The sequence below is a fragment of the Paenibacillus sp. NMA1017 genome, assembly GCF_058895805.1.
In genome coordinates, this window is record NZ_JBZXYR010000002.1 from 45,769 (window position 1) to 70,419 (window position 24,651).

Annotated in this window: 26 protein-coding genes and 3 pseudogenes; 12 read left to right on the forward strand and 17 right to left on the reverse strand. The window is 40.4% G+C overall.

Annotation, left to right across the window (positions count from 1 at the left end):
- Window positions 1–252 precede the first annotated feature (252 nt).
- Entirely contained in the window at window positions 253–795 is a 543-nt protein-coding gene (locus tag AC5ELV_RS05145; RefSeq protein ID WP_493429385.1) for a 1,2-dihydroxy-3-keto-5-methylthiopentene dioxygenase, read from the forward strand.
- A gap of 101 nt (window positions 796–896) precedes the next feature.
- Here the strand turns inward: AC5ELV_RS05145 and AC5ELV_RS05150 are convergent, their stop codons facing one another.
- From AC5ELV_RS05150 to AC5ELV_RS05165, 4 genes are all read right to left on the reverse strand, one after another.
- Window positions 897–1,691 (reverse strand): HAD family hydrolase, encoded by a 795-nt coding sequence (locus tag AC5ELV_RS05150; protein WP_493429860.1) that lies wholly within the window; start codon window positions 1,689–1,691, stop codon window positions 897–899.
- Between the two features lie 157 nt (window positions 1,692–1,848).
- Window positions 1,849–2,358 carry a hypothetical protein gene (locus AC5ELV_RS05155; protein WP_493429386.1) on the reverse strand — a complete coding sequence of 170 codons (510 nt, stop codon included), beginning with the start codon at window positions 2,356–2,358 and terminating at the stop codon, window positions 1,849–1,851.
- 119 nt (window positions 2,359–2,477) lie between these two features.
- The gene (locus tag AC5ELV_RS05160; RefSeq protein WP_493429387.1) at window positions 2,478–2,684 is read right to left on the reverse strand and encodes a DUF896 domain-containing protein; all 207 of its coding nucleotides are present in this window, start codon (window positions 2,682–2,684) and stop codon (window positions 2,478–2,480) included.
- A 108-nt stretch (window positions 2,685–2,792) separates the two neighbouring features.
- Window positions 2,793–3,161: a LysM peptidoglycan-binding domain-containing protein gene (locus AC5ELV_RS05165; protein ID WP_493429861.1), complete on the reverse strand. Its 369-nt coding sequence runs from the start codon at window positions 3,159–3,161 to the stop codon at window positions 2,793–2,795.
- Window positions 3,162–3,350: 189 nt separating this feature from the next.
- Here AC5ELV_RS05165 and lexA point away from each other — a divergent pair, with 189 nt between their 5' ends.
- The 4 genes from lexA to AC5ELV_RS05185 all read left to right on the forward strand — a co-directional run bounded on the left by lexA (window position 3,351) and on the right by AC5ELV_RS05185 (window position 5,141).
- The gene (gene lexA / locus AC5ELV_RS05170) at window positions 3,351–3,977 is read left to right on the forward strand and encodes a transcriptional repressor LexA (protein ID WP_013310545.1); all 627 of its coding nucleotides are present in this window, start codon (window positions 3,351–3,353) and stop codon (window positions 3,975–3,977) included.
- Between the two features lie 283 nt (window positions 3,978–4,260).
- Window positions 4,261–4,557 carry a hypothetical protein gene (locus tag AC5ELV_RS05175; RefSeq protein WP_493429388.1) on the forward strand — a complete coding sequence of 99 codons (297 nt, stop codon included), beginning with the start codon at window positions 4,261–4,263 and terminating at the stop codon, window positions 4,555–4,557.
- Between the two features lie 237 nt (window positions 4,558–4,794).
- Window positions 4,795–4,959 (forward strand): hypothetical protein, encoded by a 165-nt coding sequence (locus AC5ELV_RS05180; protein ID WP_013310546.1) that lies wholly within the window; start codon window positions 4,795–4,797, stop codon window positions 4,957–4,959.
- A gap of 41 nt (window positions 4,960–5,000) precedes the next feature.
- Window positions 5,001–5,141, forward strand: coding sequence for a hypothetical protein (locus AC5ELV_RS05185; protein ID WP_165177052.1), 141 nt, complete (start codon window positions 5,001–5,003; stop codon window positions 5,139–5,141).
- Between the two features lie 678 nt (window positions 5,142–5,819).
- On the opposite strand, the pseudogene AC5ELV_RS05190 reads toward AC5ELV_RS05185, so the two are convergent.
- The 4 genes and pseudogenes from AC5ELV_RS05190 to AC5ELV_RS05205 form a co-directional block, all read right to left on the reverse strand.
- Window positions 5,820–5,954: pseudogene (locus AC5ELV_RS05190) on the reverse strand (fibronectin type III domain-containing protein); the annotation flags it as partial.
- A gap of 394 nt (window positions 5,955–6,348) precedes the next feature.
- Window positions 6,349–6,603 (reverse strand): annotated as a pseudogene (locus tag AC5ELV_RS05195) (NucA/NucB deoxyribonuclease domain-containing protein); the annotation flags it as partial.
- Window positions 6,604–7,062: 459 nt separating this feature from the next.
- The gene (locus tag AC5ELV_RS05200) at window positions 7,063–7,170 is read right to left on the reverse strand and encodes a YjcZ family sporulation protein (protein ID WP_209942547.1); all 108 of its coding nucleotides are present in this window, start codon (window positions 7,168–7,170) and stop codon (window positions 7,063–7,065) included.
- 370 nt (window positions 7,171–7,540) lie between these two features.
- Window positions 7,541–8,431 carry a LysR family transcriptional regulator gene (locus tag AC5ELV_RS05205; protein ID WP_493429389.1) on the reverse strand — a complete coding sequence of 297 codons (891 nt, stop codon included), beginning with the start codon at window positions 8,429–8,431 and terminating at the stop codon, window positions 7,541–7,543.
- 130 nt (window positions 8,432–8,561) lie between these two features.
- Here AC5ELV_RS05205 and AC5ELV_RS05210 point away from each other — a divergent pair, with 130 nt between their 5' ends.
- On the forward strand, window positions 8,562–9,575 hold the full coding sequence (locus AC5ELV_RS05210; RefSeq protein ID WP_493429390.1) for an alpha/beta fold hydrolase: 1,014 nt from the start codon (window positions 8,562–8,564) through the stop codon (window positions 9,573–9,575).
- A gap of 410 nt (window positions 9,576–9,985) precedes the next feature.
- Window positions 9,986–11,473 (forward strand): ribosomal protection-like ABC-F family protein, encoded by a 1,488-nt coding sequence (gene abc-f, locus AC5ELV_RS05215; RefSeq protein WP_493429391.1) that lies wholly within the window; start codon window positions 9,986–9,988, stop codon window positions 11,471–11,473.
- 478 nt (window positions 11,474–11,951) lie between these two features.
- Here abc-f and AC5ELV_RS05220 read toward each other — a convergent pair.
- The 3 genes and pseudogenes from AC5ELV_RS05220 to AC5ELV_RS05230 form a co-directional block, all read right to left on the reverse strand.
- Window positions 11,952–12,094 (reverse strand): annotated as a pseudogene (locus AC5ELV_RS05220) (IS3 family transposase); the annotation flags it as partial.
- 262 nt (window positions 12,095–12,356) lie between these two features.
- Window positions 12,357–12,626 carry a transposase gene (locus tag AC5ELV_RS05225; protein WP_493429392.1) on the reverse strand — a complete coding sequence of 90 codons (270 nt, stop codon included), beginning with the start codon at window positions 12,624–12,626 and terminating at the stop codon, window positions 12,357–12,359.
- A 434-nt stretch (window positions 12,627–13,060) separates the two neighbouring features.
- The gene (locus AC5ELV_RS05230) at window positions 13,061–13,822 is read right to left on the reverse strand and encodes a collagen-like protein (RefSeq protein WP_493429393.1); all 762 of its coding nucleotides are present in this window, start codon (window positions 13,820–13,822) and stop codon (window positions 13,061–13,063) included.
- A 239-nt stretch (window positions 13,823–14,061) separates the two neighbouring features.
- Here AC5ELV_RS05230 and AC5ELV_RS05235 point away from each other — a divergent pair, with 239 nt between their 5' ends.
- Complete coding sequence (locus AC5ELV_RS05235; RefSeq protein ID WP_493429394.1) at window positions 14,062–14,496, forward strand: hypothetical protein; 435 nt, start codon at window positions 14,062–14,064, stop codon at window positions 14,494–14,496.
- Between the two features lie 830 nt (window positions 14,497–15,326).
- Here AC5ELV_RS05235 and AC5ELV_RS05240 read toward each other — a convergent pair.
- A complete protein-coding gene (locus AC5ELV_RS05240) occupies window positions 15,327–15,875 on the reverse strand; it encodes a TetR/AcrR family transcriptional regulator (RefSeq protein WP_493429395.1) in 549 nt (182 codons plus the stop codon).
- Window positions 15,876–16,024: 149 nt separating this feature from the next.
- On the opposite strand from AC5ELV_RS05240, the gene AC5ELV_RS05245 reads away from it, so the two are divergent.
- From AC5ELV_RS05245 to AC5ELV_RS05260, 4 genes are all read left to right on the forward strand, one after another.
- Window positions 16,025–16,180 carry an SDR family NAD(P)-dependent oxidoreductase gene (locus AC5ELV_RS05245; RefSeq protein WP_493429396.1) on the forward strand — a complete coding sequence of 52 codons (156 nt, stop codon included), beginning with the start codon at window positions 16,025–16,027 and terminating at the stop codon, window positions 16,178–16,180.
- Entirely contained in the window at window positions 16,137–16,535 is a 399-nt protein-coding gene (locus tag AC5ELV_RS05250; RefSeq protein ID WP_493429397.1) for a hypothetical protein, read from the forward strand. Before AC5ELV_RS05245 ends, AC5ELV_RS05250 begins: the two co-directional genes overlap by 44 nt.
- A 590-nt stretch (window positions 16,536–17,125) precedes the next feature.
- Complete coding sequence (locus AC5ELV_RS05255) at window positions 17,126–17,683, forward strand: hypothetical protein (protein WP_493429398.1); 558 nt, start codon at window positions 17,126–17,128, stop codon at window positions 17,681–17,683.
- 96 nt (window positions 17,684–17,779) lie between these two features.
- Window positions 17,780–18,076, forward strand: a complete 297-nt coding sequence (locus AC5ELV_RS05260) for a helix-turn-helix transcriptional regulator (protein ID WP_493429399.1) — start codon at window positions 17,780–17,782, stop codon at window positions 18,074–18,076.
- A gap of 180 nt (window positions 18,077–18,256) precedes the next feature.
- Here AC5ELV_RS05260 and AC5ELV_RS05265 read toward each other — a convergent pair whose 3' ends face one another.
- The 5 genes from AC5ELV_RS05265 to hflX all read right to left on the reverse strand — a co-directional run bounded on the left by AC5ELV_RS05265 (window position 18,257) and on the right by hflX (window position 24,587).
- Window positions 18,257–19,027, reverse strand: a complete 771-nt coding sequence (locus tag AC5ELV_RS05265) for an SDR family NAD(P)-dependent oxidoreductase (RefSeq protein ID WP_493429400.1) — start codon at window positions 19,025–19,027, stop codon at window positions 18,257–18,259.
- A 966-nt stretch (window positions 19,028–19,993) separates the two neighbouring features.
- Window positions 19,994–21,322, reverse strand: coding sequence for a type I glutamate--ammonia ligase (gene glnA, locus AC5ELV_RS05270; RefSeq protein WP_013310575.1), 1,329 nt, complete (start codon window positions 21,320–21,322; stop codon window positions 19,994–19,996).
- A gap of 116 nt (window positions 21,323–21,438) precedes the next feature.
- Window positions 21,439–21,852, reverse strand: coding sequence for a MerR family transcriptional regulator (locus AC5ELV_RS05275; RefSeq protein WP_007430683.1), 414 nt, complete (start codon window positions 21,850–21,852; stop codon window positions 21,439–21,441).
- An 83-nt stretch (window positions 21,853–21,935) separates the two neighbouring features.
- Window positions 21,936–23,189, reverse strand: coding sequence for a methionine gamma-lyase family protein (locus AC5ELV_RS05280; RefSeq protein WP_493429401.1), 1,254 nt, complete (start codon window positions 23,187–23,189; stop codon window positions 21,936–21,938).
- A 111-nt stretch (window positions 23,190–23,300) separates the two neighbouring features.
- A complete protein-coding gene (gene hflX, locus AC5ELV_RS05285) occupies window positions 23,301–24,587 on the reverse strand; it encodes a GTPase HflX (protein ID WP_493429402.1) in 1,287 nt (428 codons plus the stop codon).
- Window positions 24,588–24,651: the final 64 nt, after the last annotated feature.

A 24,651-nucleotide genomic window follows, 5' to 3' on the forward strand; every position in this document is an offset into this window, starting at 1 on the left:
CTAGTTTAGCAGAAACCGTATCATTTAGATAGATTGAAGTAAAAACATACGTTTTATACAGATTGTTCTTTGTAAAAATGACTTCTCTAATCCATTTTTATAGTTTGTAGCATTATAGAACGTACTTAACCCTGCATTCTTTAGCTATAGTCATTTGCATTATAAAATGTTGAAATCCTGTATTGTACAACGTTTCAAGACATGGTATTCTTTATACAACATTAATCCAAGTGGAAAAGAGGGAATACATATATGGCCGAAATCTTAATACGTAATACGAATGAACGAATTAGCGGTGAAGAACAAGTACGTGAATTTCTGGAGAGTCACGAGGTATTGTATGAACATTGGGATGCTTCCAAATTGTCCGGGGAGTTGCAAGAGAACTTTACCTTAACAGATGACCAAAAGTCCGCTGTTCTCAAAACATTTGAACCCGAAATCAAGGATTTAGCCGCACGTCGCGGATATAAAATATGGGACGTTATCACTTTATCTGAAGCAACGCCAAATTTGGACGAGCTGCTGGCCAAGTTTGAGCAAATTCACACCCACACCGAGGATGAAATCCGTGCCATTGTCGCTGGTAAAGGCATCTTCATCATTAAAGGCCCTGAAGAGATCGGCTATTTTAACGTAGAGCTTTCACCGGGGGACGTTATCTCCGTACCTGAAAATATACCTCACTTCTTCACTTTAATGGAGAATCAAAAGATCGTCGCAGTCCGCTTATTCATCGAAGAAAATGGCTGGATTGCCGAACCGTATGAAGACCCAACCTTCATTAAAGCATAATTACGAATTTATCATCCTTGTGTGAATAAAAAACTCCCTCTGCTCTGTAACAATCGAGCGAAGGGAGTTTTCTTAATACTCGTTTCTAATGACTGGATTTCTTACTTTAACGATTGAATAATTCCATCCAATTCAGACAGATGCTTGATTTGGAACTTCGGCTTGATCTCTGTGGTATTGGTTTTAGCGTTTCGGTTCACCCACACCGAGTGTACACCTGCTGCCAATGCTCCTTGAATATCAGTCGTCAGCTTATCTCCTACCATTAAAGCATGTTCAGGCTCAATACCAAGAAGCCCCAAAGCATGCTGAAATATAGACGGATCAGGCTTGCCTCGACCAAATGAACCTGAAATGACAACATGATCAAAAAAAGGAGCTAATTGAGGAACTCCATCCAGTTTCTCCTGTTGCAGATCAGGGGAGCCATTTGTCAGCAATAACAGTTTGTAATGTCCCTTCAATTGTTCTAGAATCTCAAACGTTTCTTCATATACATGTGGACGCGCGCGTCTTTCCGAAGCAAATTGGGTAGCCAGTTTTTCTGCCAACTTCTCATTATCTATCCCTAGTTGCTGGAGTCCTCTGCGCCATGATTCCTTTCGATAAATAGGAGCCAACTGTTCCAGTTGACGGAATTCAGGTTGCTCACCTGCTGTAAAATTCGCCCACAATCCTTCAAACGGATTAATGCCGATCATTTGAGTAAAACTAAAGGTTTCATAGGATTCATACAAAGCGCGTGCTTCCTTACGTACGGCTTCCTCCAGAGTTTTTGGATCAACGCCTGCTTCACGGGAGCCTGTTTGGCACGCTGCATCAAATGCCTCTTCTACACTACGTTCATCCCACAAAAGGGTATCATCAAGATCAAACATTACCGCCTGAATCGTCATCTGAATTATCCACTCTCTTTCCACAGTGTATGTACGCCTATTTGCTTGGTTAAGCATTTGAATCGTTATGTGTGTGCCCATATTAAGCAAGCGGCCGCAGCATGTTATATGAAATAACATCATACGGCCTTTGTTACAGAGCTACAGGCTAAATCCGTTATTTCTTGTCCACCTGTATCTGATTGGATAGCGCAAACTTCTCAAGTCGCTCTGCAATGGCATCCGTGTCATAGCGACCCAATGATTTTGTAAAAATAAAGTTACCGCCCTTACCTTTTCTTTCAACGGTTACGTAACCCTTTTCAATCTTGATGGCTTTCATGTCCCCTGCCGTCATTGGACGTTCTCTACCACCTTTCAGCATATAGAGAGTATCCTTTCCCACTTTCAGATAAGGACGACGGATGAAAAAGATAACAGCCAGCATCAAGTACAGGCCGAATACAAGCCAATCCATTCCTCGCATGCCAGTCTTAGTCAAAAAGTAACTCATAAGCATGTACAATACAGAAAGACCAGCCAGCATAATTGGCACAGTAATGTTACGGCCACGGAAAATGTCCATTGCAGAACCTGTGCCGTTAATGGTTTGAATGCCTTGCTTTTTGCGCGATTTATTTAAATGCGCTGTGTTTTTTCGTACTTTTCTTTCAAATGATCTGGCCATCTCTCAATTCCTTCCCAGATATATTACATTAAAACAATTGCCTCAAAGCTGATCTATATAGGTACCATGAAAAGTACCTAAAACAAAAGGCAAATTGCAGGCTTGGGCGCTTAACAGCATTAATGCTTCAGCCCGTCATTTCCTTTCGATGTATCATCGTCCACAAATTCAATCGTTTCAAGCTGCTGCCGAAAATTACGGCGAATGTTACCTAAATAAATTTCCCGAAGATTGGCGCGCTCTGTGGATTCCTCTTCCGTCAATCCTTCGGATTTTGCTTTGCGCGCTAATTCATTAATGCGCTGTACCAAGCTGTCTATATCCAAATTGTGTCCCCTCCATAAAAGCAAAGATATAATACACTTTGACATGTAGAAAAGAGCTTGTCAAGGCTCCTGTACTACGCTCCCTGACAAGCTCTAATAGTCTATAGATCAGAAGTTAGGAAGCTTGAGTACCTGACCTGCCTGCACTCCCCTATCCTCCAAACCGTTAATCCGCACAATTCCTTCTATATATACCCGTGTATCCATTCGTTCCGGTTTATGATTTGCGGCAATCTCCCACAACGTATCCCCAGGTTGTAAGGTCAGTTTAGTCACTTCTTCCTTAGAAGCTGAAGGAGCCGCGAAAACCGTAAGTACACCTGCCCCTGCAATCCAAGCAACAATCACTATAATAAGAAGCTTAAGTAAAAGAGTATTGGTAATAATCTGCATAAAACGCGCCCTACCCTCTTTTCGGGTCTCCTGTAAATTTTCTAAATTCATTGGAAAAATACTTTGATAGGTGCTATATTTCATCATTGGCTGTGTCCTCCAAACGTTTGTTCTTATGTTTTTCACAATATAACACGAACATTTGTTTTGTTCAATAGAAAACAGAACAAAAGTTCGCAATTATTATTAGGGATTATTTAGAACTTATGTTTGTACGAACGGAGGTTCTATGCTATAATTTTCCCAAACGTTACTAAATGGGGTTGATACGGTATGTCTAAGATTTCGAGCCGCCAGCAGGCCATTCTTGAATTTATCCGCAATGAAGTGCGTCTAAAGGGATACCCCCCTTCTGTACGCGAAATAGGCGAGGCTGTCGGATTGGCCTCCAGTTCTACGGTTCACGGTCATTTGGATCGTTTAGAGAAAAAAGGACTCATTCGACGCGATCCTACAAAACCACGGGCTATTGAGTTACTCGGTCAAGACGAATCGGATAATAGCAACTTGATTAATTACTCCATTAGTCGTGTCCCCGTCGTCGGCAAAGTAACTGCTGGCCTTCCTATTACGGCGACAGAAAATATTGAAGATTACTTTCCTCTTCCCCAACACTTTGTTGGTGAGGATAAAATATTCATGTTATCTGTTGTAGGCGAAAGCATGATTGAAGCTGGGATTGCTAACGGAGACTATGTAATCGTACGTCAGCAGCAGACCGCTGATAATGGCGATATTGTTGTAGCTATGACAGATGAAGACGAAGCTACAGTTAAAACCTTCTACAAAGAAAAAGATCATATCCGGCTTCAACCTGAAAATCCAGCCTTTGAACCGCTTCGCCTGACACATGTCAGCATTTTGGGCAAGGTTGTAGGACTCTTCCGGGACTTCCACTGATTTATCGTTCTTTCTTCCCCGTTATTCTAACCACTAATACAAAACCGGCTGCCTAGGGTAAGCCGGTTTTGTATTGTTATTGTGTTTACTATGTATCTCACAACTATTTTTTCATTTCAGCAACCTATTCCTATTGTTTCTACTATAAAATCAGCCTCCTCATCTCAAATAATCACCCACTGATCTTGAGCAGCTATACTGTTATGGGCAAAACTAATAGATCTTTCTTTGTTTTAGATAAATATGGTATATTAATTACTCATAGCTCTGTAGGAGGAATTAAATGAAAAAAATTTCAGCGTTTGTTGTGATATTTATCGCCATAAGCTGTGTAGTACCAACAATGGATCATTTGTATGCAAAAGAGAACTCCCACATAACAATCTACGACCGTATTCAGTACATACAAATACTTATCCATTTCAGGTATTTAGAAAAGCAACTCGAAGCTGTAATTTCCGAAAGAAACAATTACCCAGAAGACAGCCAAGAATATAAACAGCTCTCTGAACAACTGAATCATATTCTTGCTCAAGAGGCGTACTACGAGAAAAAACTTAACACTCTTAATAGTAAATAATTTTCATACTAAACTGCATATTATCTCTATTTACACTGTTAGACTCATGCCGACCTGCCTGTAACATTCTTCTACAACGTAAAGTTGAAAAGGCAAAGACAGGTTCGCATGAGTTTTTTTGTTAACCATTAGGAATATAGGTACTAGCTTCTTTTTGCTTCTAATAGATTTATGCTGATACATTACTATCACAATTGACATATGTATATAGCAGACCTAAGCAAAGGAGATATGCAGATGATCAGAAATAGAGTTAAAACGTATAAGCATCGCATCGGGAAAAACAGATATCTGGTCGTTAAAGTCTTTCAAGCCGCAGCTGCTAAAACAGGAAGCGGAAATGCACTAGCAACCAATGCCTTGAATATCAAAATTTCCAAGCGTAAGCATAAACGCCACTAAGATTCATCCATACCTTCATTTCCTTGAAGGGAGGTGATCATATGAGCAGAAGACACTGCAGACGTGATTTGAGAAGAAGAAGATCAAACATCCGTTCGAATCAAAGAGCCGTTGCGCGTGCAAGAGGTAACGCACTGGCTGTTAATCTGTTTAGCGTAAATGATAGACAACGCAGACGTTAATAATCGTTTTCAAGCAAAAGCGGGAAGGATTCTTCCTGCTTTTTTTGTGTTAAACGGTACACCCAACTCCTAAATCCCATAGAACTGCTAAATTCAGTTGCCTTCCTTCTTTTTAAAAAACTTCATCGATGATACAACCTACACTCGTACTTATGTTATCGTTGTGATAAAAATTCGATCATTCAATAAAATGCTCACGTTTGAGTTAAGCGAGTATTCAACTAAATAAACAACAAAAAGGACTCTATCCGGCTTAATGCCAGTGAAGTCTTTGTACAACACCCTGAACCGATATTGACTCCGATCAAAACATTTACCGTTAATATAAATCGAATCCGATGTGATCTACTCCACATCCCCACCGAAATTCTTAAACGTGACTCTCAATTCCTCATTAACTGAAACAACATACACCCTAACCTGAGCTAAAGCAAACATAAGAAAAGCAGCAATCATTACTAGCAACATAGGTTAAGACTTTTTCATACAGTAATACCTCCCCAAATATTGTTATGATTACATAATAAATTTACTATCTCGAACGTGTCGAGGTAAGGGGAAACTTGTTTTAACTAAAAAACTTGCAAGTTTCCCAGCAGTGCTTTCACCTTATTCGAAATTCAAACTGATTAACGAAAAAGCTCTGCCGACCAATTAAGGTTAGCAGAGCTTTTTGATTTATTTAGAGTATTCACTTACTTCAAACGTCAGAATACGATCAAACAGCATGTAATCCTTACGGCTGCTGAATGGGCCTTTATTATTCTCGTGTTTATTAATGGCGTATGAAGCCGGACCAGAACCAGCCTGCTTACATGCATGAGAAAATTCATTACTTGCGCTTGCTACTCAGATGGCAAAATGTTAGTTGTCATATGTGGAACTAGATTTTCTGAATACTCTGCTTCGGCTGCAAAAACATTGGATAAGGGAAGAGATAAAAGAACTAAAAATAAAATTGTTATACATGCTTTCTTCATTAAGGTAATCCTCCAATAGGTTTAATAGAGCTAAGAAGAATTTAATTAAGGAATGGTGACTAAACATAAACTTGCTAATCTATGAATATAATCTATATATATGCATATTTATTTTTTATTAGGCATTAAAAGACCTCTACCAGCCTCGCACTAGTAGAGTCTTTACCTTATTTCACAATAAATCTTACCTTTATACCATCAGCATACTTACCTAACTGACAACTTACCTATGACCCTGCTCCCTAGTTATCACTAGGGGCTTATGTATCGGAAATCTACATCTGCGCCATCTTCAGCACACATTGCCATTGGCATTCGTCGCGGTCATTTCCTTTTTTAGTTGGAACTCCTTTTAAGGACTCCTTGCGGTTTTCCTCAGTCTCATCCCGGTCAATTGTGCATATCACGGAATGGCCGGCTGCAATCGTATCTTTGATGTGTGTTCCTGTTTCTGGATAACGTGAACTCGGAAACTCCAACGTGTACTCAGCTGCTGCTTGTACACTTCTTGAAACAGGTTCTGCATAAGACACCTTGCACTAAAAAATAGCCGCCAGTAAAAACAATTAACCCTCAAGCCAATCCTCTTGTCATAGAACACCTCCAAAGTATATTAAATCTTCTAAATACTACACTGTATGTCAAAGTATCGTGCGTATTGTCGCAAATTAAAAAGACTCATACCAGTTATTGTTGCAAACTAATTAGGCTCTATCTGAGATTAAATTTAGGTATTAGGAAGGATTGTACCCATTCAATGAAACATTCCTCTTCTCACAAAATCCAATAAGCGCAAATCTATTATGGCAGGAAATCCACCAAGTATTCACCAAAAGAGAAGCGAATACTGTGGCTATTGCCAAATAGCATATGCGCTCATTGAGTTCAACTATTTGCCATCCATGAGTGAAGTGGTATTATTCAACAGTTCTTTTCACGAATTAAACCCAAAGTGATTTAGTGATGATAACTAAGAGAATAAAGAGCACTAAAATTGCCGCTGTAGAAGTCCATACACCGCCGCCACCTGTACCTTCATATGCACCCATGCCTTAAACCTCCTTTATTTGTCGTTCACCTTAATATATGTATAAATACGTTTAGTGATAGGGCATGCAGGTAAACAAAACAAAGGCTCACACGTAATGCCTCCTTTGTTTACTCCACAGGCTATGCGCGGTCTTGTTTATGGGATGGACTTCTAGGAAAATAAAAAACACCTTACCAGCGTAGCCAGTAAGGTGAAGTGACCCCTGTCAAGTGGACAGCTCTCAAAAAGCAATATTTAAGTGCTCCGCCTCCCTCACGGTAGACAACGAAAAATGACATCTAGCAAAAATGTCTTTAAACGTTGATTTCCAGAGGAACTTTTTTGTGCTTTAAATAACTTCGCTAGCGCTCCTCTTATGAGTCAGAGCTTCAATTTGATTTTAATTCACTCTTTGCAACATGTATTAGGGCAGCAATCGATGGGGAAATCCACTTTTCCCGATGCCAGAGCATTTGCGCAGAAAATGATATATCCGATAAATCCCACGGTAAAGCAACCAAGTTTCCCTCTCTCAACTCTTCCTTCAAAGCCATCTCAGGCAACAGAGCAATCCCAAGGCCAGCAACTGCACATTGTTTAATTGCTTCTACGCTAACAAACTCTAGTTCTGTCAAGGCATCGACTCCTTTTTTCAATATGGACTGATGAAAAAGAGTGCGATAAGAACAGCTCTTTTCGGTCAACAAAAAATGTTCTCTGTGAAAGTCATCAATGATCAATGAGGAACGGGATGCCAGCAGATGATCTGAAGATACCACCATTCGAAATGACTCATCTTTCAAAAACTCTGAGTGAAGGTCTTTGGCTACAACGAATTCATCCAATACAAAAACGACATCCGCAAGCCCTTCTCTTAGGCTATGTCTAAGCTCTTGGCCGGACAAGGGACGGAACAAAAGACGAACGTCTGGATAGTGTTCACGAAAACGTCTAAACAAGGAGGGAAGAAGGTATGCGCAAAGAACTTCGTCTGCTCCTATAGTGACAGTTCCCATCGTTTCTCCGTGCTGACTAGATACGCACTTTGCTTCTTCTACATCGTTCAAAATTTTAGTGGCATACGGCAAAAATTGTTGGCCGGCATCCGTTAACACAACATTCTTGCCTAATCGATCCAGCAATTTCACGCCTAGTTCTTCTTCCAGCGCTTTGATTTGCATGGTTATGGTAGACGGTACATAGCTCAATAGTTCAGCAGTTCGACTAAAGCTGCATGTAGAAGCAAGAGTCCAAAACGTTTTTAGTTGGCGTATTTCCATTAACTGAGCACCTTCTTCGTTCAAAAAAATTGAATGTAATATTCAAAACCGTTTCGTTGATTTGATGATATGCGTATTGTAGAGTAAAAATCAAGTTACTACTAATTTTATTTTGAAGGAGCATCCATCAATGAACGATTATGAAACATATCCCCTTGGAGATATATTGCTTCAATCGGGTCAGCAACTCCCTCAAGCATTTATTGCTTATAAGACCTATGGAACCTTAAATACCGCAAAGAACAATGTTATTGTATATCCAACTTGGTTTGCTGGTCGTCACACAGATAACGAATGGCTAATTGGAGAGAACAAGGCACTCGATCCCAATCGGTATTTCATCATTGTGCCCAACATGTTGGGAAACGGATTATCGTCTTCTCCCAGCAATACTCCCGCTCCATTTGATAAGGCCAATTTCCCTCTCATCTCTATGTATGACAATGTACGTTTTCAACATCAACTAATCACTCAAAAATTCGGTATCACAAAAATCAAACTAGTTGTGGGTTGGTCTCTGGGGGCCATGCAAGTTTTTCAATGGGGAACGAGTTATCCTGAAATGGTCGACCGTATTGCACCATTTGGCGGAACGGCAAAGACCAGACCACATGCACAGCTGGTATTTGAAGGAATGATCGCGGCGTTACAAGCGGATACGAATTTTAAAAAAGGAAGGTATGAGCGTCCACCGGTTGTCGGTCTCGCAGCGATGGGAAGAACCTATGCACCCTGGGGTTTTTCGCAGGCGTACTACTTGGAGAATTTGTATCAATCCGAGGGATACTATTCCTTGAAGTCTTATGTAGAAGATTACTGGGATCAGGTATTTTTATCCTTTGATGCTAATGACTTGATCGCCATGTTGCGTACAGGAATACATGGAGACATTAGCGATAATCCCGTGGACCGCTGCAACTTCGAACAGGCGTTAAGCAAAATCACCTCTCCTGCATTCGTTATGCCTGGGTCAAGTGATTTGTTTTTCACTCCAGAGGACAGTGCGTATGATGTGCGACATATGCCGAATGCTGTTTTACAACCCATAGACTCCAAGTGGGGACATTGCTTTGGAATCGGAGCAAACGAATCGGATTCGTTCGTTATAGATAGTCATCTAAGGCAATTTTTGCAGTTAGGATAATTGATTTACCAACCGTTCTAAGCTTTCAGGTTCAACAATAATTCTTCTACCACCTAAAAGAATGGGCTAAGCGGATTACCGTGTTGGAAACAATATATACCAATAAATAGGACTACGCAGGTTGTAGTTAAATTACTATTGTGATAAACTGAGTGTAATTTGATGATGGGAGTTGAACGGATACATGTAGAACTTTCTTGCTTCGAGATCACGAAAAGAACGGACTCAGCGATTGGCTGTGGTCGTTTTATTTCATCTCTGCAAGAAAGGTCTGCGTTTCGTTTGCGCTCCCTCTCCGGACAGTCATACGGCCCCTTGAAATGGGGCCGTATTTCCTCGTATGGATTAGAGCCGCAAGATAGCACCTTTCTTGCGGCTCTTTTTTATTTCCAAACGAAAGGATGACTGTCATGCCCACGATTCAGGTAACCAATCTTACTTTTGCCTATCCAGGCAGCTATGACCCCATATTCGAAAATGTTCATTTTCATATTGATACAGACTGGAAGTTGGGCTTTACGGGGCGAAACGGTCGGGGAAAAACGACGTTCCTAAACCTGCTGCTGGGGAAGTACGAATACAGCGGTACGATCTCCACACCAGTAGACTTTGATTATTTTCCGTTTCCCGTCGAACACCCGGAGTATTTGACCTTAGACGTCGTCGAAGAGATCGTACCAAGCTATGAGAACTGGAAGTTGATGCGAGAACTGAACCTGCTTAAGGTTTCAGAAGACGTGTTGTACCGACCATTCGAATCGCTGTCCCAAGGAGAACAGACGAAGGTATTACTGGCCGTGCTATTCATCCAAGACAATCGATTTCTGCTCATCGACGAGCCGACCAATCATCTCGACTTGCACGCACGCAAGCTTGTCGCCGATTATCTGAAAACGAAGAGCGGTTTTATTCTTGTTTCACACGACCGGGCTTTTCTCGACCGCTGCGTGGATCATATTCTATCGATCAACAAAACGAATATCGAAATCCAAAAAGGCAACTTCTCCAGCTGGTGGACGAACAAAACTCGCCAGGATACGTTCGAAATGGCACAAAATGAAAAGTTGTACAAAGACATAGAGCGTTTATCATCTTCTGCTAAACGTACTAGCGGCTGGTCTTTCGAGACCGAAAAATCGAAAAACGGCACACGAAATTCCGGCTCCAAGCTTGACAAGGGCTACGTCGGACATAAAGCAGCAAAAATGATGAAACGCTCGAAATCCATCGAACAGCGGCAACACGCCGCTTTAGAGGAAAAATCGAAACTACTCCGAAATATCGAACAGTCAGAAAGCCTTGCGATCTCTCAGCTCGTGTATTCCAAACCGGAACTGGCAATGCTGGATCACGTCACGATTTACTACGGGGAAAAAGCGATTTGCAAGAACGTTTGTTTGACGATTGAACCAGGAGATCGGATTGCAATTTCAGGTCCAAATGGTTCAGGTAAGTCTAGCTTGCTCCGCCTGCTCAACGATGAGGCTCTACACTATACAGGTACGTTTCAGCGGGAGCCCCAGCTTCGCGTTTCCTATGTATCCCAGAATACTTCTCATCTGCGAGGAACGCTTTCCGATTATGCAGCAGAGCACAGAATTGACGAAAGCTTATTTAAGGCCGTGTTGCGTAAGCTAGATTTCGCCCGCATCCAGTTTGAGAAGGATATATCGGCGTTTAGCGGCGGGCAGAAGAAGAAGGTTCTGATAGCGAGAAGCCTATGTGAGGAGGCTCATCTGCATATTTGGGACGAACCGCTCAACTTTGTCGACGTGATTTCCCGGATGCAAATTGAGGAGCTGTTGCTTGAGTACACGCCGACCATTGTATTCGTGGAACATGATCGGGAATTTCATGACCGTGTCGCCACGAAAACGATTGAACTCGGTGGGGATTAGAATTTTACAAAGTGACTTGGAGTAAGACATGATTCAACGGCAGAAAGCTTTGCACAACAAAATTTATGAAAAGGGAAGAGATTGAACTAAAGGGACACGATAGTTCAATAGAACATCGGCAGTCTTGGATTTATTTTCTCGTCCATAGCTGCCGTTTATTCTAATTGAGTGTAGTCTATATACTAATCTCAAATTATAAAAACAAAAGCCCTCCATATTTGAAGCGCCCCCTGTCAAGTAGACAGCTATCAAAAATCAATATTTAAGCAGCCTGAGTCTTGGATTCATAAAGAGTCAGGTTGTTTAGTTTCTCTTGAAAGCGTTCGTGGTTGTAGAAGTGGGTATACTTTGGAACGCATGCTCCACCTGTTGAGCTGAATGGAAGGAATGGAGATAAAAACACTCGGTTTTGAAATAACTGAAAAAGTTCTCTGTACATACATTGCCTCAGCAGTTCCCTTTTCGGGACATGCTGGCCTGTTAAATTCTCGGTTCAGATGATTGCCCTGAAATGACGTAGGCTTCTTTCTTGCCGTAGTAAGGTCTCTTCCTACAAATGATCGCCTTGATTCCCAGTTCATCCATAAGTCTCCGTACACGCTTATGATTTATATGTATGCCATAGATTCGATTCAACCAAACCTTAACCTGCGGTAGCCGTATATTCCTTTCAACTTCTCGTAACATGCCATGATCTTTAGCTTCATGCTTTCATCTTCCCGCTGTTTTTGTGAAATGAACATCCTCCGCTTTATCTATTTATAAAAGCCGCTTTCGGATACTCCGGCCAGTTCACATGTTAGTACAATACTCCGTCTCTTACTAAGCAATTCTTGGATCACCGCAAACTTTATACTCTTGGGTATAGCCTCCATTCCTCCTTTCACATCTGCAAGAGCTTTTTTAGCGTTTCAGTTTCGGCTTCGAGACGTTTCAGCTTGACCTCCGGATCTTCGGGGTGTGTTCGAGATCTGCCGATGCCAGGCCCTTTTGCTTTGCCTCGTTTTTCCTCTAGATCTTTCACTCGCTCGGCTTTGAAGTGTCTCACCCATCGGCGAACCAGCGATGCGTTAATCTCCATTTTTCGTTCCACGTTTTTATATCCTATTCCCTTTTTGAGGTACAGATCCACTGTCTTTTTCTTAAAGCTCACATCGTAAGTTTTTCTTATTTCTCCCCTAGAAAAATCCCCTCCATAATAGACAGATTAGTCGTCTTGCTCTTTTCTGTCTACTACGAGGGGATCATATCATGATTTGCGGATGTTTCTTAATTTATTTTGCGAAGAGACCAAGATCAGATAGCGACTTAACCTTCTTAGCATTCATATTTCTATGTCTGAATAATATCATTGTTTTTTTACAATGTTACTACGGATTTTCCATTTTAACTTTAAAGATAGGCTTTGGAGTAGTGGTAGTTGTTTAATAAATCTTATTAATGCCACTACGTTCTCTTGCCATGCTACACGATCCCCCCTTAATACGTCTGCTTACTATGAGTGTAATTAGACAAACTGACGATAGAAATCGTACAGTCTTTTCTAAAGCGGCTACATATAATGTTCTATATATCAATAAGAATGGCTTAAACAGTCAACTTTAATATAGTAAGAGTGGTATTGGTAAAGTTATGAAGTTGGGCTGGGGTTGCATTTGCATTTACCAATTGAATAGTTGTAGGAACGACCCCTACAGTAATAATGACTTCTGCCGAAATTGGTCCGCCACCGTTACCCGTGAAGGGAACAGGGGTAACAGGGATTCCATTTACGGTAAGGTTAAAGGCAGCATCACCTTGGTTATGAATTGTAAAATCTATTAGATAGCTTCCCGTTTCGTTGATTGTTATCGTTGTAGATGGAGGAGTGAAAGTAAAAGCACCACCAACATTAGCCAAAACTCCAGTAAAGGTAATTGGTGAGTTACCCGGAACTGTGTCAGTTCCCGTACCAGGATCTGCTCGGAAAACACTTAAGAAGTCTGATATCCCACCGCCTGCTGGCCCTGCTGCCCCCGTTGCTCCTGCTGGTCCTACCGCTCCTGCCGGTCCCACTGGTCCTGCTGGTCCTGCTGGCCCTACTGCTCCTGCGGGTCCCACTGGTCCTGCTGGCCCTATTGCTCCTGCTGGTCCAGTTGGTCCGGGAAATCCTTGAAAACCTTGTAGCCCTTGCTGGCCTTGAGCGCCTGGAACTCCCTGTGGACCCGGCAGTCCCTGGGGTCCCTGAGGTCCTTGAGGTCCTCGGATCCCTTTAACAATGACTTTCGGTAAAACTTTGACTTTTTTAACTACACATCTTCTAAATTTTCTCCGATGCATTTTCTTTTGCCAATAATAATGTCGAAACATAATTAATGATCACCTCCAAAGTCTAGTCAAAGTAGCTTATTGTGCAATTAACCAAAAAGATTGGGCTGTTGACTTGATCTTGGGAAAATAGGCATAGGTCTGACCCTATCGTGTTAGATTATTACAACTTATTCTTCTAAAGCTTAATAGCTCTTCTATCAACCGATCCAGCCCCTGCACTGTACGTATCTTTATATTTCCAGCTTGCAAATTCTTTACCCAAAAAAGGAGATGAGATAATGACTAGATTGTTAGATGCTCGAACATCTCAAAACGCAAGTTACGGTAATACGATCTCAATCCCCATGCCAGCCAATACTCCTGTTGCCATCGCAGAGCTTGGCTTAGACGTGACGGGCGCTGGGGAAAATATGCGTGTACAATTATCAGGGATTGCTGAGCTTTCATTTCCCACTACTCCACCTTTTGACTCCGTTATTGCTATTTCTATTGTTAGAGGCACTCTCGACTCTCCTGTTGCTTACGCCCTTTACTCTGTTAGTGTCTCCGAAGCAAACCCAAACGCTGTACAGGTCGTTACCATTAATGCATCCGATTACAATGTCCCTCTACCACCATCAAATGAATTGGTGTATACCTTATATTTATTTTGCACAGCGGATGCCACCCGAATAGGAATGGAAAGTTTTAATGCGGTTGCCTATTCAGATTAACATTACACCATCATATGGAGGGCAAAGCCCTCTTTTTTCCATCTGTCCTTGAGAGACGACACTTTCCATCTGTCGTCCTTTTTTGGTATAGTTTACTTAAGGGGTTGATCAAATGGGATTCATGCTTATTTTTATTGCGATTATTTTTTTCTCACTTGGGATTTTAAGTAAACGAAATCCCTTAATCTTCAAAGACCGGCCTGCCGCTGTAGTACAGTATACCCGAGTGTAATGACTACGTTTCTCCATAGTCTTTTAATAATAAATCAATTAAAAATAAAACATTACATACTATACGCGAAAGTGTATAAAAATTAATTATAAGTAAGGGGATTATAGGGTTTTGGCGGAGGACGTAGCCCAAAGCGGGAGGCGTTCCGCAGGGGTCCTGGACCACGAGGGCCATAGAAAATGGCTGTTTTAGTATAGATTGTTGCTCACTTAAAAATACTGATCATTTAAGAATATAATTCAGTAGTTAGAAATACTTAGAACGTCATAAGCAGGTTAGTTGTGGAGTGTTGTTTAACTTGTGTTCAACAATCGGGCCATATAATTGAAGAACATTTTATGCGGTAGCGTCAGAAGATGTGACAAAGATAAATAATATAGACAATTTTATGCAAGATGGAGAACATGCCTAGCCAATACAAACGCTGTTGCATCAACCGTTTCAACCACCTGTATAAAATGATTTTCAAAAATATTCCTCAGAAAAAAGCACGGACATTGATTTAACAATATTCGTGCCTTTATAGGATAGCTGGATTGAGACCAAGTAACATTTCTATGTCGGTTTAATAGTTTACTAATTGTAATTAATCCATTAATTATAGTTCATTAGAGAAAAATGTCATTGTTTGAGTACTCATTTGTAAGGGGGTTTTAGCATAGCCAGTCTTACGCCAATGATTAATTACCCCAATTGTCGCACTGGCACAAAATGTATGGTAAAGCTCATAGTCGATTTCACTTCGGACAGTTTTAGAAATGATTTCTTTAGGCAATTTCATATAGTGTTGGATGAATAGTGAAGTGAATTTTGTTGGAATCTTCTCAGAAAAAAGAATGTCATAGAAATATCGGTTATCTAATATATGTTGAAAGACATTCGTTAAGCCATCATGTTCAAGTAAATAAATTCGATTGTAAGCCATTTTGTATTCTTCATTAAGTTTATTCATAATTTCGATCATATGTGTTTCAAATAAATCATCGATATTCGAATAGTGTGTATAAAATGTTGAACGATTTATTTCACTATATTCACATAGTTTTGTGACGGTGATATCGTTGAAATCATCTGTTTGAAGAAGTTGTAGTAATTTATTAAATAAATTTTTTTTAGTTTTGATTACTCGTAAGTCCTGTTTTTGCATGTGAAACCTCCTTTTAATCCAACAATATCACAAAAAACGTTGGATAACATACATTAAACATTATGATGTTGTTCTTTATTTTACTATTATCACTATAATTCTAGTTAGATAAACATTCTAGTAATGTATAAGTTGAAGGAGGAACAAAAATGAGTAATGTAGTAGTAATTACAGGTGCAGCAACAGGTTTAGGTCGTGCCACAGCTTTAAAATTAGCGAAAGAGCAATATAAATTAGTCATTGTAGACTTTAACGAAATAGATGGGCAAAAAAACAGCCGATTTGTGCGTAGAATTAGGTGCTGAAGCAATAAAAGCAGATGTATCAAATGAAGAAGACGTAAAAGCATATGTTGAAAGAGCTGTTGAAAAATTCGGCACAATTCATTCAAGCCAACTGCCTAATAACGGTTTATACGCCGCTATAAATCATGCTGTAGATGTTGCACCAAACAATATGCAAACAAATATTGCTGCGAGTGCTGTCACATTAACTGAAGAAATTGGAATGGCTATTCATTTATCAACACCTCTAAATATTTCAGCAACAGCAGAAGAAGTCGCAGATGCAATGATTTTTGCTATGAACAACGGTAAGTTATTAACCGGTTCAACGATTAATTGCGCGGCGGTCAAATCTTATTCTAAAATAAATACCTAAGCTTTAAATAAAGAAAGTTCTTTACAAACTATTTTAATTATAAAATTTTAGAGGTTAGAAGAGCTTAAAGAAATTCGCTCTACTAACCTCTTTTTTCACTACAAATGTCACTATTTTCAAGTGAAATTGAACGATTAGCTACTAAAGTAAGTATTTTAACTATCATGACAACTCTCAATTAAAACTTAATTGAAAGAGCCATACTATCATCGTATGTAATTATATATTTTATAGAAAAAATATATAAAATTACTTTATTTTCTATAAAATAAGGCGGTGCTAATATTGAAACCAAACTTAGAACTCATCTCTAAAATAATATGTGATGCGTATAATGTTCCAATTTTTATTTTAAACAATAAAACGAATCATATTTATAGAAATGGAGACCATCTTAAACATCCTCTTTTTCACTTAATAGAAGAATTTATAAACCGGCTCATTCAGCCTGAAGATCAGCAAAATTTACCCTTAATCAGAACAACAAACTATCTGGAAACGTTCGTTGTATTTCATTCGTCTTCAATCGAAACAATAATAATTGGACCTTTTTCTTCCTACGAGGTTACTGAGGAAATAGTAATGGTATTATGCATGACTATCAAATATCTTCTACTTATCAGCAAGAGTTGCTTCTTTATTACAGTCAATTAGAATGGTTAAACCAAAAACAAATTTTGTCTCTTTGCTTCCTGACACATTATTTAATATGCCAAGAACCGCTTGAAGAAGAGTTAGTCAGATCTCAATTAATGCATTCTGAAGAAATTGAACCAACCCATATTGAACAATTAGTACGCCACCGCCGTCTTGAGGCTTCTTTTCATATGGATTATCGGGTCGAACAGAAAATCTGGCAATATGTAAAAGAAGGAGATAAGGAAAAACTACTGCAACATTTTGATACAATCAAAATTGAAGGTGTGGGTCTGCTTTCGAAAAAAAGTCACCTTCGTAACATTAAAAATCAAACAATTATCTCTATTGCACTTGCAACAAGAGCAGCAATTGACGGTGGGCTTTATCCTGAAATTGCTTATACGATGAGTAATGTTAGCATTCAAAAAGTAGAAGAAACTTCCGAACTACAAAAAGTCTACTCGATTGGAGATAACTTCTTATATTCAATAGTTGATCGTATGAATTAAAACAGAGGAAATAATCATTCTAAAGTAGTTAGATTTTGTAAAAACTATATATTCAATCATACTTTTGAACAGATTTCTATAAAGGATTTGGCAGACATGGTTCATTTAAATCCCGTTTATTTGTCACAGCTTTTTAAAAAAGAAACCAACAAACCGCTTGGAAAATATATTCAAGATGAAAAAATAAAAGAAGCTCAGAAATTACTTATCCAGTCTGAACATTCTGTGACGGACATTTGTATGCTCCTTCACTTCAGTGATCAAAGTTACTTTTCAAGCATATTTAAAAAATATACTGGATTAACACCAAATCAATACCGGAAAATCCATTCATTCATTAGTTCTCGCTCTTACTCAATCGTACATTTAATTAGAAAGCCGCTAGTTCATTAGGAATTAGCGGTTCTTTTTATTGAATCATTTCATGTTATTCAGCCAGACATCCATTAGGAAAGCTTGTTCACTTTTTTAGTAATTTAATCGTTTCAAATGGATTAACCTCTTCATAAAACGGGTTGAAATATTGGATTATCCACCTAAATAAATAGGAAGCCTTTCACTCTATTTCATTATCTATGCATGAATATTGACGCCACCATCTACATTTATTGTTTGACCAGTTATATGTCTAGAATCTTCACTTGCTAAGAACAATACTGCTGGTGCGATATCCTCATACGGAGTTCCAAATCCTCTCATAGCAGTTTGCTCGAAGCCTAAATTTATTGGATCACGTTGCTCTTCCGGTAATTGATCGAGGTACGCTTGGATAACATCTGTGATTGCTCCTGGATTCACCACATTTACATTGATATTATCAGGACCCCATTCACGGGCAGCTACCCTAGAGAGACCACGGATTGCTTCCTTAATAGCTGCATAAGCTACATATCCCTCCTGACCTTGATCACCAGATCCCGATCCAAAATTAATTACTTTACCGCCATTTTCTTTAAGATATGGATAACACAACTTCATAAAGTTCCATGTTGAAACGAGTCCAGTCTGGTAGCTTATATCAAGTGTTTCTCTCGTATGTTCTAAGAATGAATGAGGCGTCTTAATAGCAATAGCCAAATTCACTAAAATATCTACTGTTTGATAATGTTCTACCGTAGTAGAAATAAACTTTTCTGACTGCTCAAAATCGGAAGCATCAAAAGCGTTTGCAAATACGTCAGCGCCTTTACTTTTGCATAATTCGTCTACTTCTTGAAGCCCTTCTGGATTAATATCACATAAGGAAAGTTTGGCACCTTCTTCTGCGAAGCGAAGTGCAATATACTTACCTAATCCACCGCCTGCTCCTGTAATAATGGCAACTTTTCCAACTAGTTTTCCCATTTTCTCTTCTCCTTTTCTTCCTAACAAGTGCTTTATTAAACGTGGTAAAGCAGCTTGTAAGTCCGCTAAATAAAATTTATATTACAAATTACGGCTTAATTCTAATCAACTTCGTTATCGAAAAATATGTATTTTTAAAGATTTTTATAAGAATTTATAGGATATTTATTTTTTATCATTTTAAAATCTTTAATTTATTTTACTTGGTTACGTAAGAAATAACCTATTAAAAATAAGTAAGTAGTTACCATCCACTTTAAAAGCTTAGCTTGTAAAGGAGTGTACTTAAACGAAAGGGTGCATTAGTTAAAGAGGAACGTAAATTATTTTAAGGTAGAAGCCATATTTTAGTTATTCCACTGAAGGGCGTGATTATTGAATAAGCCTCACTTTTCTCCATAGCAAAAATCTTTGAGAAAAAAGCCTAGAAAATAAACATAATCAACTGAACAAAGGATTATAAATTTAATAGCAATAATCAACTATATAGACAATTAGGGGAAGGCAGGGATAAAATAAAAATACCAGTGTATCCTTTTTGGAAAATGGGGATACGCTTATATAGCTGTACTCTTTAGATAATTTCTAAGGCTTTCAAGGCATCCAACACATATTTCGCATTAATGTTAGTTTTAAAATTTTCTCTCGTGAAACTGATTGGCGTTATGCTCTCTGTTCGGACAAACGCATATATAACATCATGCGGTACTGCTACTTGAAGCTAGGGCTACAATGTAATTTGTACAGGAGAGGCTTTGGACGTGGTAACATCCAAATAACAGCCGACGTTTATGCACACATCTCCAAAAAAATAGAGATGAATAGCATGGAGAACTATGAGTCTTTTACCGAGGGCCTACTTCAATAATATTTTTTGTGGGGAGAACGAATTAGTCTCAAATGACGGATGGATTACCCACAAACAAAAAATCCCTCAACGCTCAGAGCGCCAAGGGATTTCTCATTTTAGTAAAGCGTCAGATATTGATCGCGTTCCCATTGATGCACTTGGGTGCGATACATATCCCATTCAATTTCCTTAAGCTCATAGAAGTAGGCCAGCGCATGGTCGCCCAGTGCGTCAGAGATAACTTCGCTCCGAATAAGTTCAGACAAAGCTTCTTTCAAGTCTGCAGGCAGACTTGGAATGCCTTCTTCAATCCGCTCTTCTTCAGACATCACGTAAATGTTACGATCAATCGGAGCTGGCAGAGCCAACTGACGTTTGATCCCATCCAAACCAGCTCTCAGCATCACTGCCAAGGCTAAATAAGGATTCGCCGCCGGGTCAGGGTTACGAACTTCGACGCGAGTGCTCAGACCACGAGACGCGGGAATCCGAATCATTGGACTGCGATTGCTTGCAGACCAAGCCACATAACAAGGCGCTTCATAACCAGGTACGAGACGTTTGTAGGAATTTACTGTTGGATTCGTGATCGCTGCCATTGCACGTGCATGTTTCAGAATACCAGCCATATAGTGGCGGGCCGTCTGGCTTAATCCGAGTTCGTCCGTTTCATCATAAAATACGTTTTCATTGTCCTTAAACAACGATTGATTGCAGTGCATGCCGGAGCCATTTACACCAAATAAAGGTTTTGGCATAAAGGTAGCATGTAAACCATGCTGACGAGCAATCGTCTTAACAACGAGTTTAAACGTTTGAATCTGGTCGGCAGCTTTAATCGCATCTGCATATTTAAAGTCAATCTCATGCTGACCAGGTGCAACCTCATGATGAGATGCTTCAATTTCGAAGCCCATCTCTTCAAGCTTAAGTACAATTTCACGACGGCAGTTTTCACCCAGATCCATCGGAGCCAGGTCAAAATACCCGCCTTGGTCATTCAGTTCTGTAGTTGGCTCGCCTTTTTCATCCGTTTTGAACAGAAAGAATTCAGGCTCTGGTCCGACATTCATCGAAGTGTATCCCAACTCTTCTGCTTCCTTAAGTACACGTTTCAAAATGCCCCGCGGGTCACCTGCAAACGGGACTCCATCCGGCTTGTAAATATCGCAAATCAAACGAGCAACACGATCCGAGGTTACCCAAGGAAAGACAACCCAAGTGTCCAAATCTGGATATAAATACATATCAGATTCTTCAATACGCACATAACCTTCTATGGAAGAACCGTCAAACATCATTTTATTATCCAATGCCTTTTCCAGTTGACTAACCGGAATTTCAACGTTCTTAATAGTGCCCAGCAAATCTGTAAATTGCAAACGAATAAAACGAACATTTTCCTCTTTCGCAATCCGAAGGATATCTTCTCTGCTATAACTCACTCTAACCTCTCCCTTTCTGTAACGACTATATACGAATCAGTTGTTCTATAAATTACTTAAATGATGAGACCAGGTTTTAAGTAAGGCAACCTTATACCAAGAGGTAAGTCAAAGCATTATCTCTTATTGAAGAACCGTGATAATTCGCCTTGGATCAGGGATACCTGTCCTGGTCTTTTGCCTGCAACAAGTTGTTGTTTCAGCAAGCGGTGAAGCTGAGTATCAGACATTTCACGGCGTTTAACTTCCGTATCTGCAGTAATAACCGTAGCTTCCTCCGATTCCTTGGTAACCGGATTCATGACTTGTTTAATTCCCGCAATGTTAACACCCTTCTCGATCAACGCCTTAATTTCAAGCAGACGCTCTACGTCATTAAAAGAAAAAAGACGTTGGTTTCCAGATGTACGGGCAGGAACTATCAAGTTATGCTGTTCATAATAACGAATCTGACGTGCTGACAAGTCCGTTAGCTTCATGACAATACCTATTGGAAATAAGGCCATATTTCTGCGAATTTCGTCGCCCATTTGTCATCAACCTTCCAGTGATCTATTATTCACCTTATTGTACATTTAGCTGATGCAAAGTGTCAATGACATGTTAGAAAAACTCACAATAATTTACGTTCTTTCATCGTTTGCAGAGCCATAAGCACTCCAAATTTGACATGAGAGTAGGTTAAGCCCCCTTGCATGTAACCAATATAAGGCTCACGAATCGGAGCATCTGCGGATAGTTCCAAACTTCCCCCTTGTATGAACGTACCTGCAGCCATAATAACTGGATGCTCATATCCCGGCATATCCCATGGCTCTGGCACCACATGGCTATCCACGGCAGCCGCACGCTGAATGCCCTGTACAAAAGCAATTAGATGCTCTGGTCCACTAAAAGAAATAGCCTGAATCAAATCCGTACGCTCTTCATGCCAAGCAGGTTTGGTCTCAAATCCCATCTCTTCAAAGACCGCAGCTGCGAATACGCTCCCTTTAACCGCTTGCCCAACCAGTGTTGGAGCAAGGAATAGTCCCTGAAATATGCCTCGTGTAGTACCTAGCATGGCTCCTACTTCTCCACCAATTCCAGGTGCAGTTAATCGGTAGGCAGCCAGCTCTACATACTTTTGTTTGCCGCAGATATATCCACCCGTTTCTGCAATGCCACCACCGGGATTTTTAATCAACGAACCTGCCATCAAATCGACACCGACCTGAGTAGGTTCCAGCTTCTCGGTGAATTCACCGTAGCAATTGTCAACAAAGACAATGACGTCAGGTTTTATTTCCTTCACACGTGCTGTCATTTCTTCAATATCTGCTACACTAAAGGAAGCTCTCCAATCATAACCGCGTGAGCGCTGAATACCGATTACTTTGGTATTGGCATGGATCGCAGCCTTCACTGCTCCCCAGTCCACTTTACCTTCCGCTGTCAGTGAGGTTTCTCCATAAGTAACGCCAAAATCCTGCAATGATCCTGTTCCATCGCCGGGCTTACCAATCACTTTGTGGAGGGTATCATAAGGTCTCCCTGTAATGTACAACAGTTCATCCCCTGGGCGTAGCACACCAAATAAAGCAGTGGCAATTGTATGAGTACCCGAGGCAAAATGCGGACGCACCAGCGCTGCCTCCGCACCAAACACATCCGCATAGACTTCCTCCAGCACCTCACGTCCCCGGTCATTGTAAGCATATCCCGTAGAACCCGCAAAGTGAAAATCGCTCACTTGCTTCCGCTGGAATGCCTGAATTACCTTCCACTGATTTGAATCTACAATATGATCTATGTGCTGTATACGTTCTTGTATTTTATGTTCTGCCGTTTCCTGAATTTGCTGTATTTCTGGACTAAAAACTACCATTTACTTTCTTGACCCTCTCTCTTACGCAGCCTTAGGCTATTCATGTTATATTATTGTTCACTTTAAACGATGAGCGTTATCATTTTATTGACCCAAAAACATCATTAGATGTTAACCTTCTGTGAACTCGCTGAGCGCATGACCATATTTTTCGTACTCGCCTCTTTGAATTTCCACCTCATAAATGACATCATTGCCATCATACTCTGTCAGCAGTACATCTCCAATTCGATAAAGCACCGATGTTAAATCTCCACGTTCCGCAGGAATGCGAAATCTCAGCGTATCACCACTCAGATGCTCTTGAATCAGTTCACGAATGCGCAGCAAATCCCCTTCATCAAAAGCGCTGATTTTCAAATAGCCCTCCCCAGAAGGAAGCATTTCTAGTTGCTCAGGGGTACAGGCATCTTTTTTGTTAAATAAAACGATCTGAGGCTTGTCCGCAGCCCCTAGCTGCTGCAAGATCGTCTCCACAACTTTCATCTGTTCGTCTCGCATATCCGAAGACGCGTCCACGACATGCAAAATGAGATGAGCCTCATTCGCCTCCTCCAAAGTAGCACGAAAGGAAGCCACCAAATCATGGGGAAGATTTTGGATAAAACCAACCGTATCTGTAAGAATAACTTCTTTTCCACTCGGTAGCTCCATTGTTCTGGAGGTAGGATCCAGCGTCGCAAACAGTTGATTCTCAATATATACATCGGCTGCTGTCAGTTGCTTCAACAGCGTCGATTTGCCCGCATTGGTATAGCCAACAAGTGCAACCTGAACAATACCGCTCTTTTGTCTGCGCTCCCTATGCAAATACCGGTGACGGGTCACTTCCTCCAGTTGACGTTTCAGATCACTGATTCGGTCACGAATATGACGACGGTCTGTCTCCAGCTTGCTTTCACCAGGACCACGTGTTCCGATTCCACCGCCAAGACGCGAGAGATTTTTTCCATGTCCAGACAAACGGGGGAGTAAATACGACAACTGCGCCAGTTCAACCTGAATAATACCTTCCCGTGTTTTTGCGCGTTGAGCAAAAATGTCCAGAATCAACTGTGTCCGGTCAATAATTTTGAGATCCAGACTTTCTTCCAGATTCCGTACTTGGGCCCCCGAGAGCTCCTGATCAAAAATAGCTGTATTCGCTCCCAATTCTTCAGCAACTGCGCGCAATTCCTCTACTTTTCCTTTGCCAATAAACCATTTTGAATCTTTGGCTTCCTTATTCTGTGTCAGAACGCTCAGTACTTCAACTCCCGCTGTCTCAGCCAGTTTCACCAGCTCATCCAACGAGTATTCCGTATTGATGCTAGATCGTTTGACTTCATCCGTAATCAGACTGACCAGCACCGCCTTGTCCTGCATTTCGGTTTGTGTATCATGAGTGGAGTTCGCCATATTGTTTGCTCCTTTATTTTCATGTCAACTCTCGAACAGAGACCGACCTGATGTTCAGGCCGGC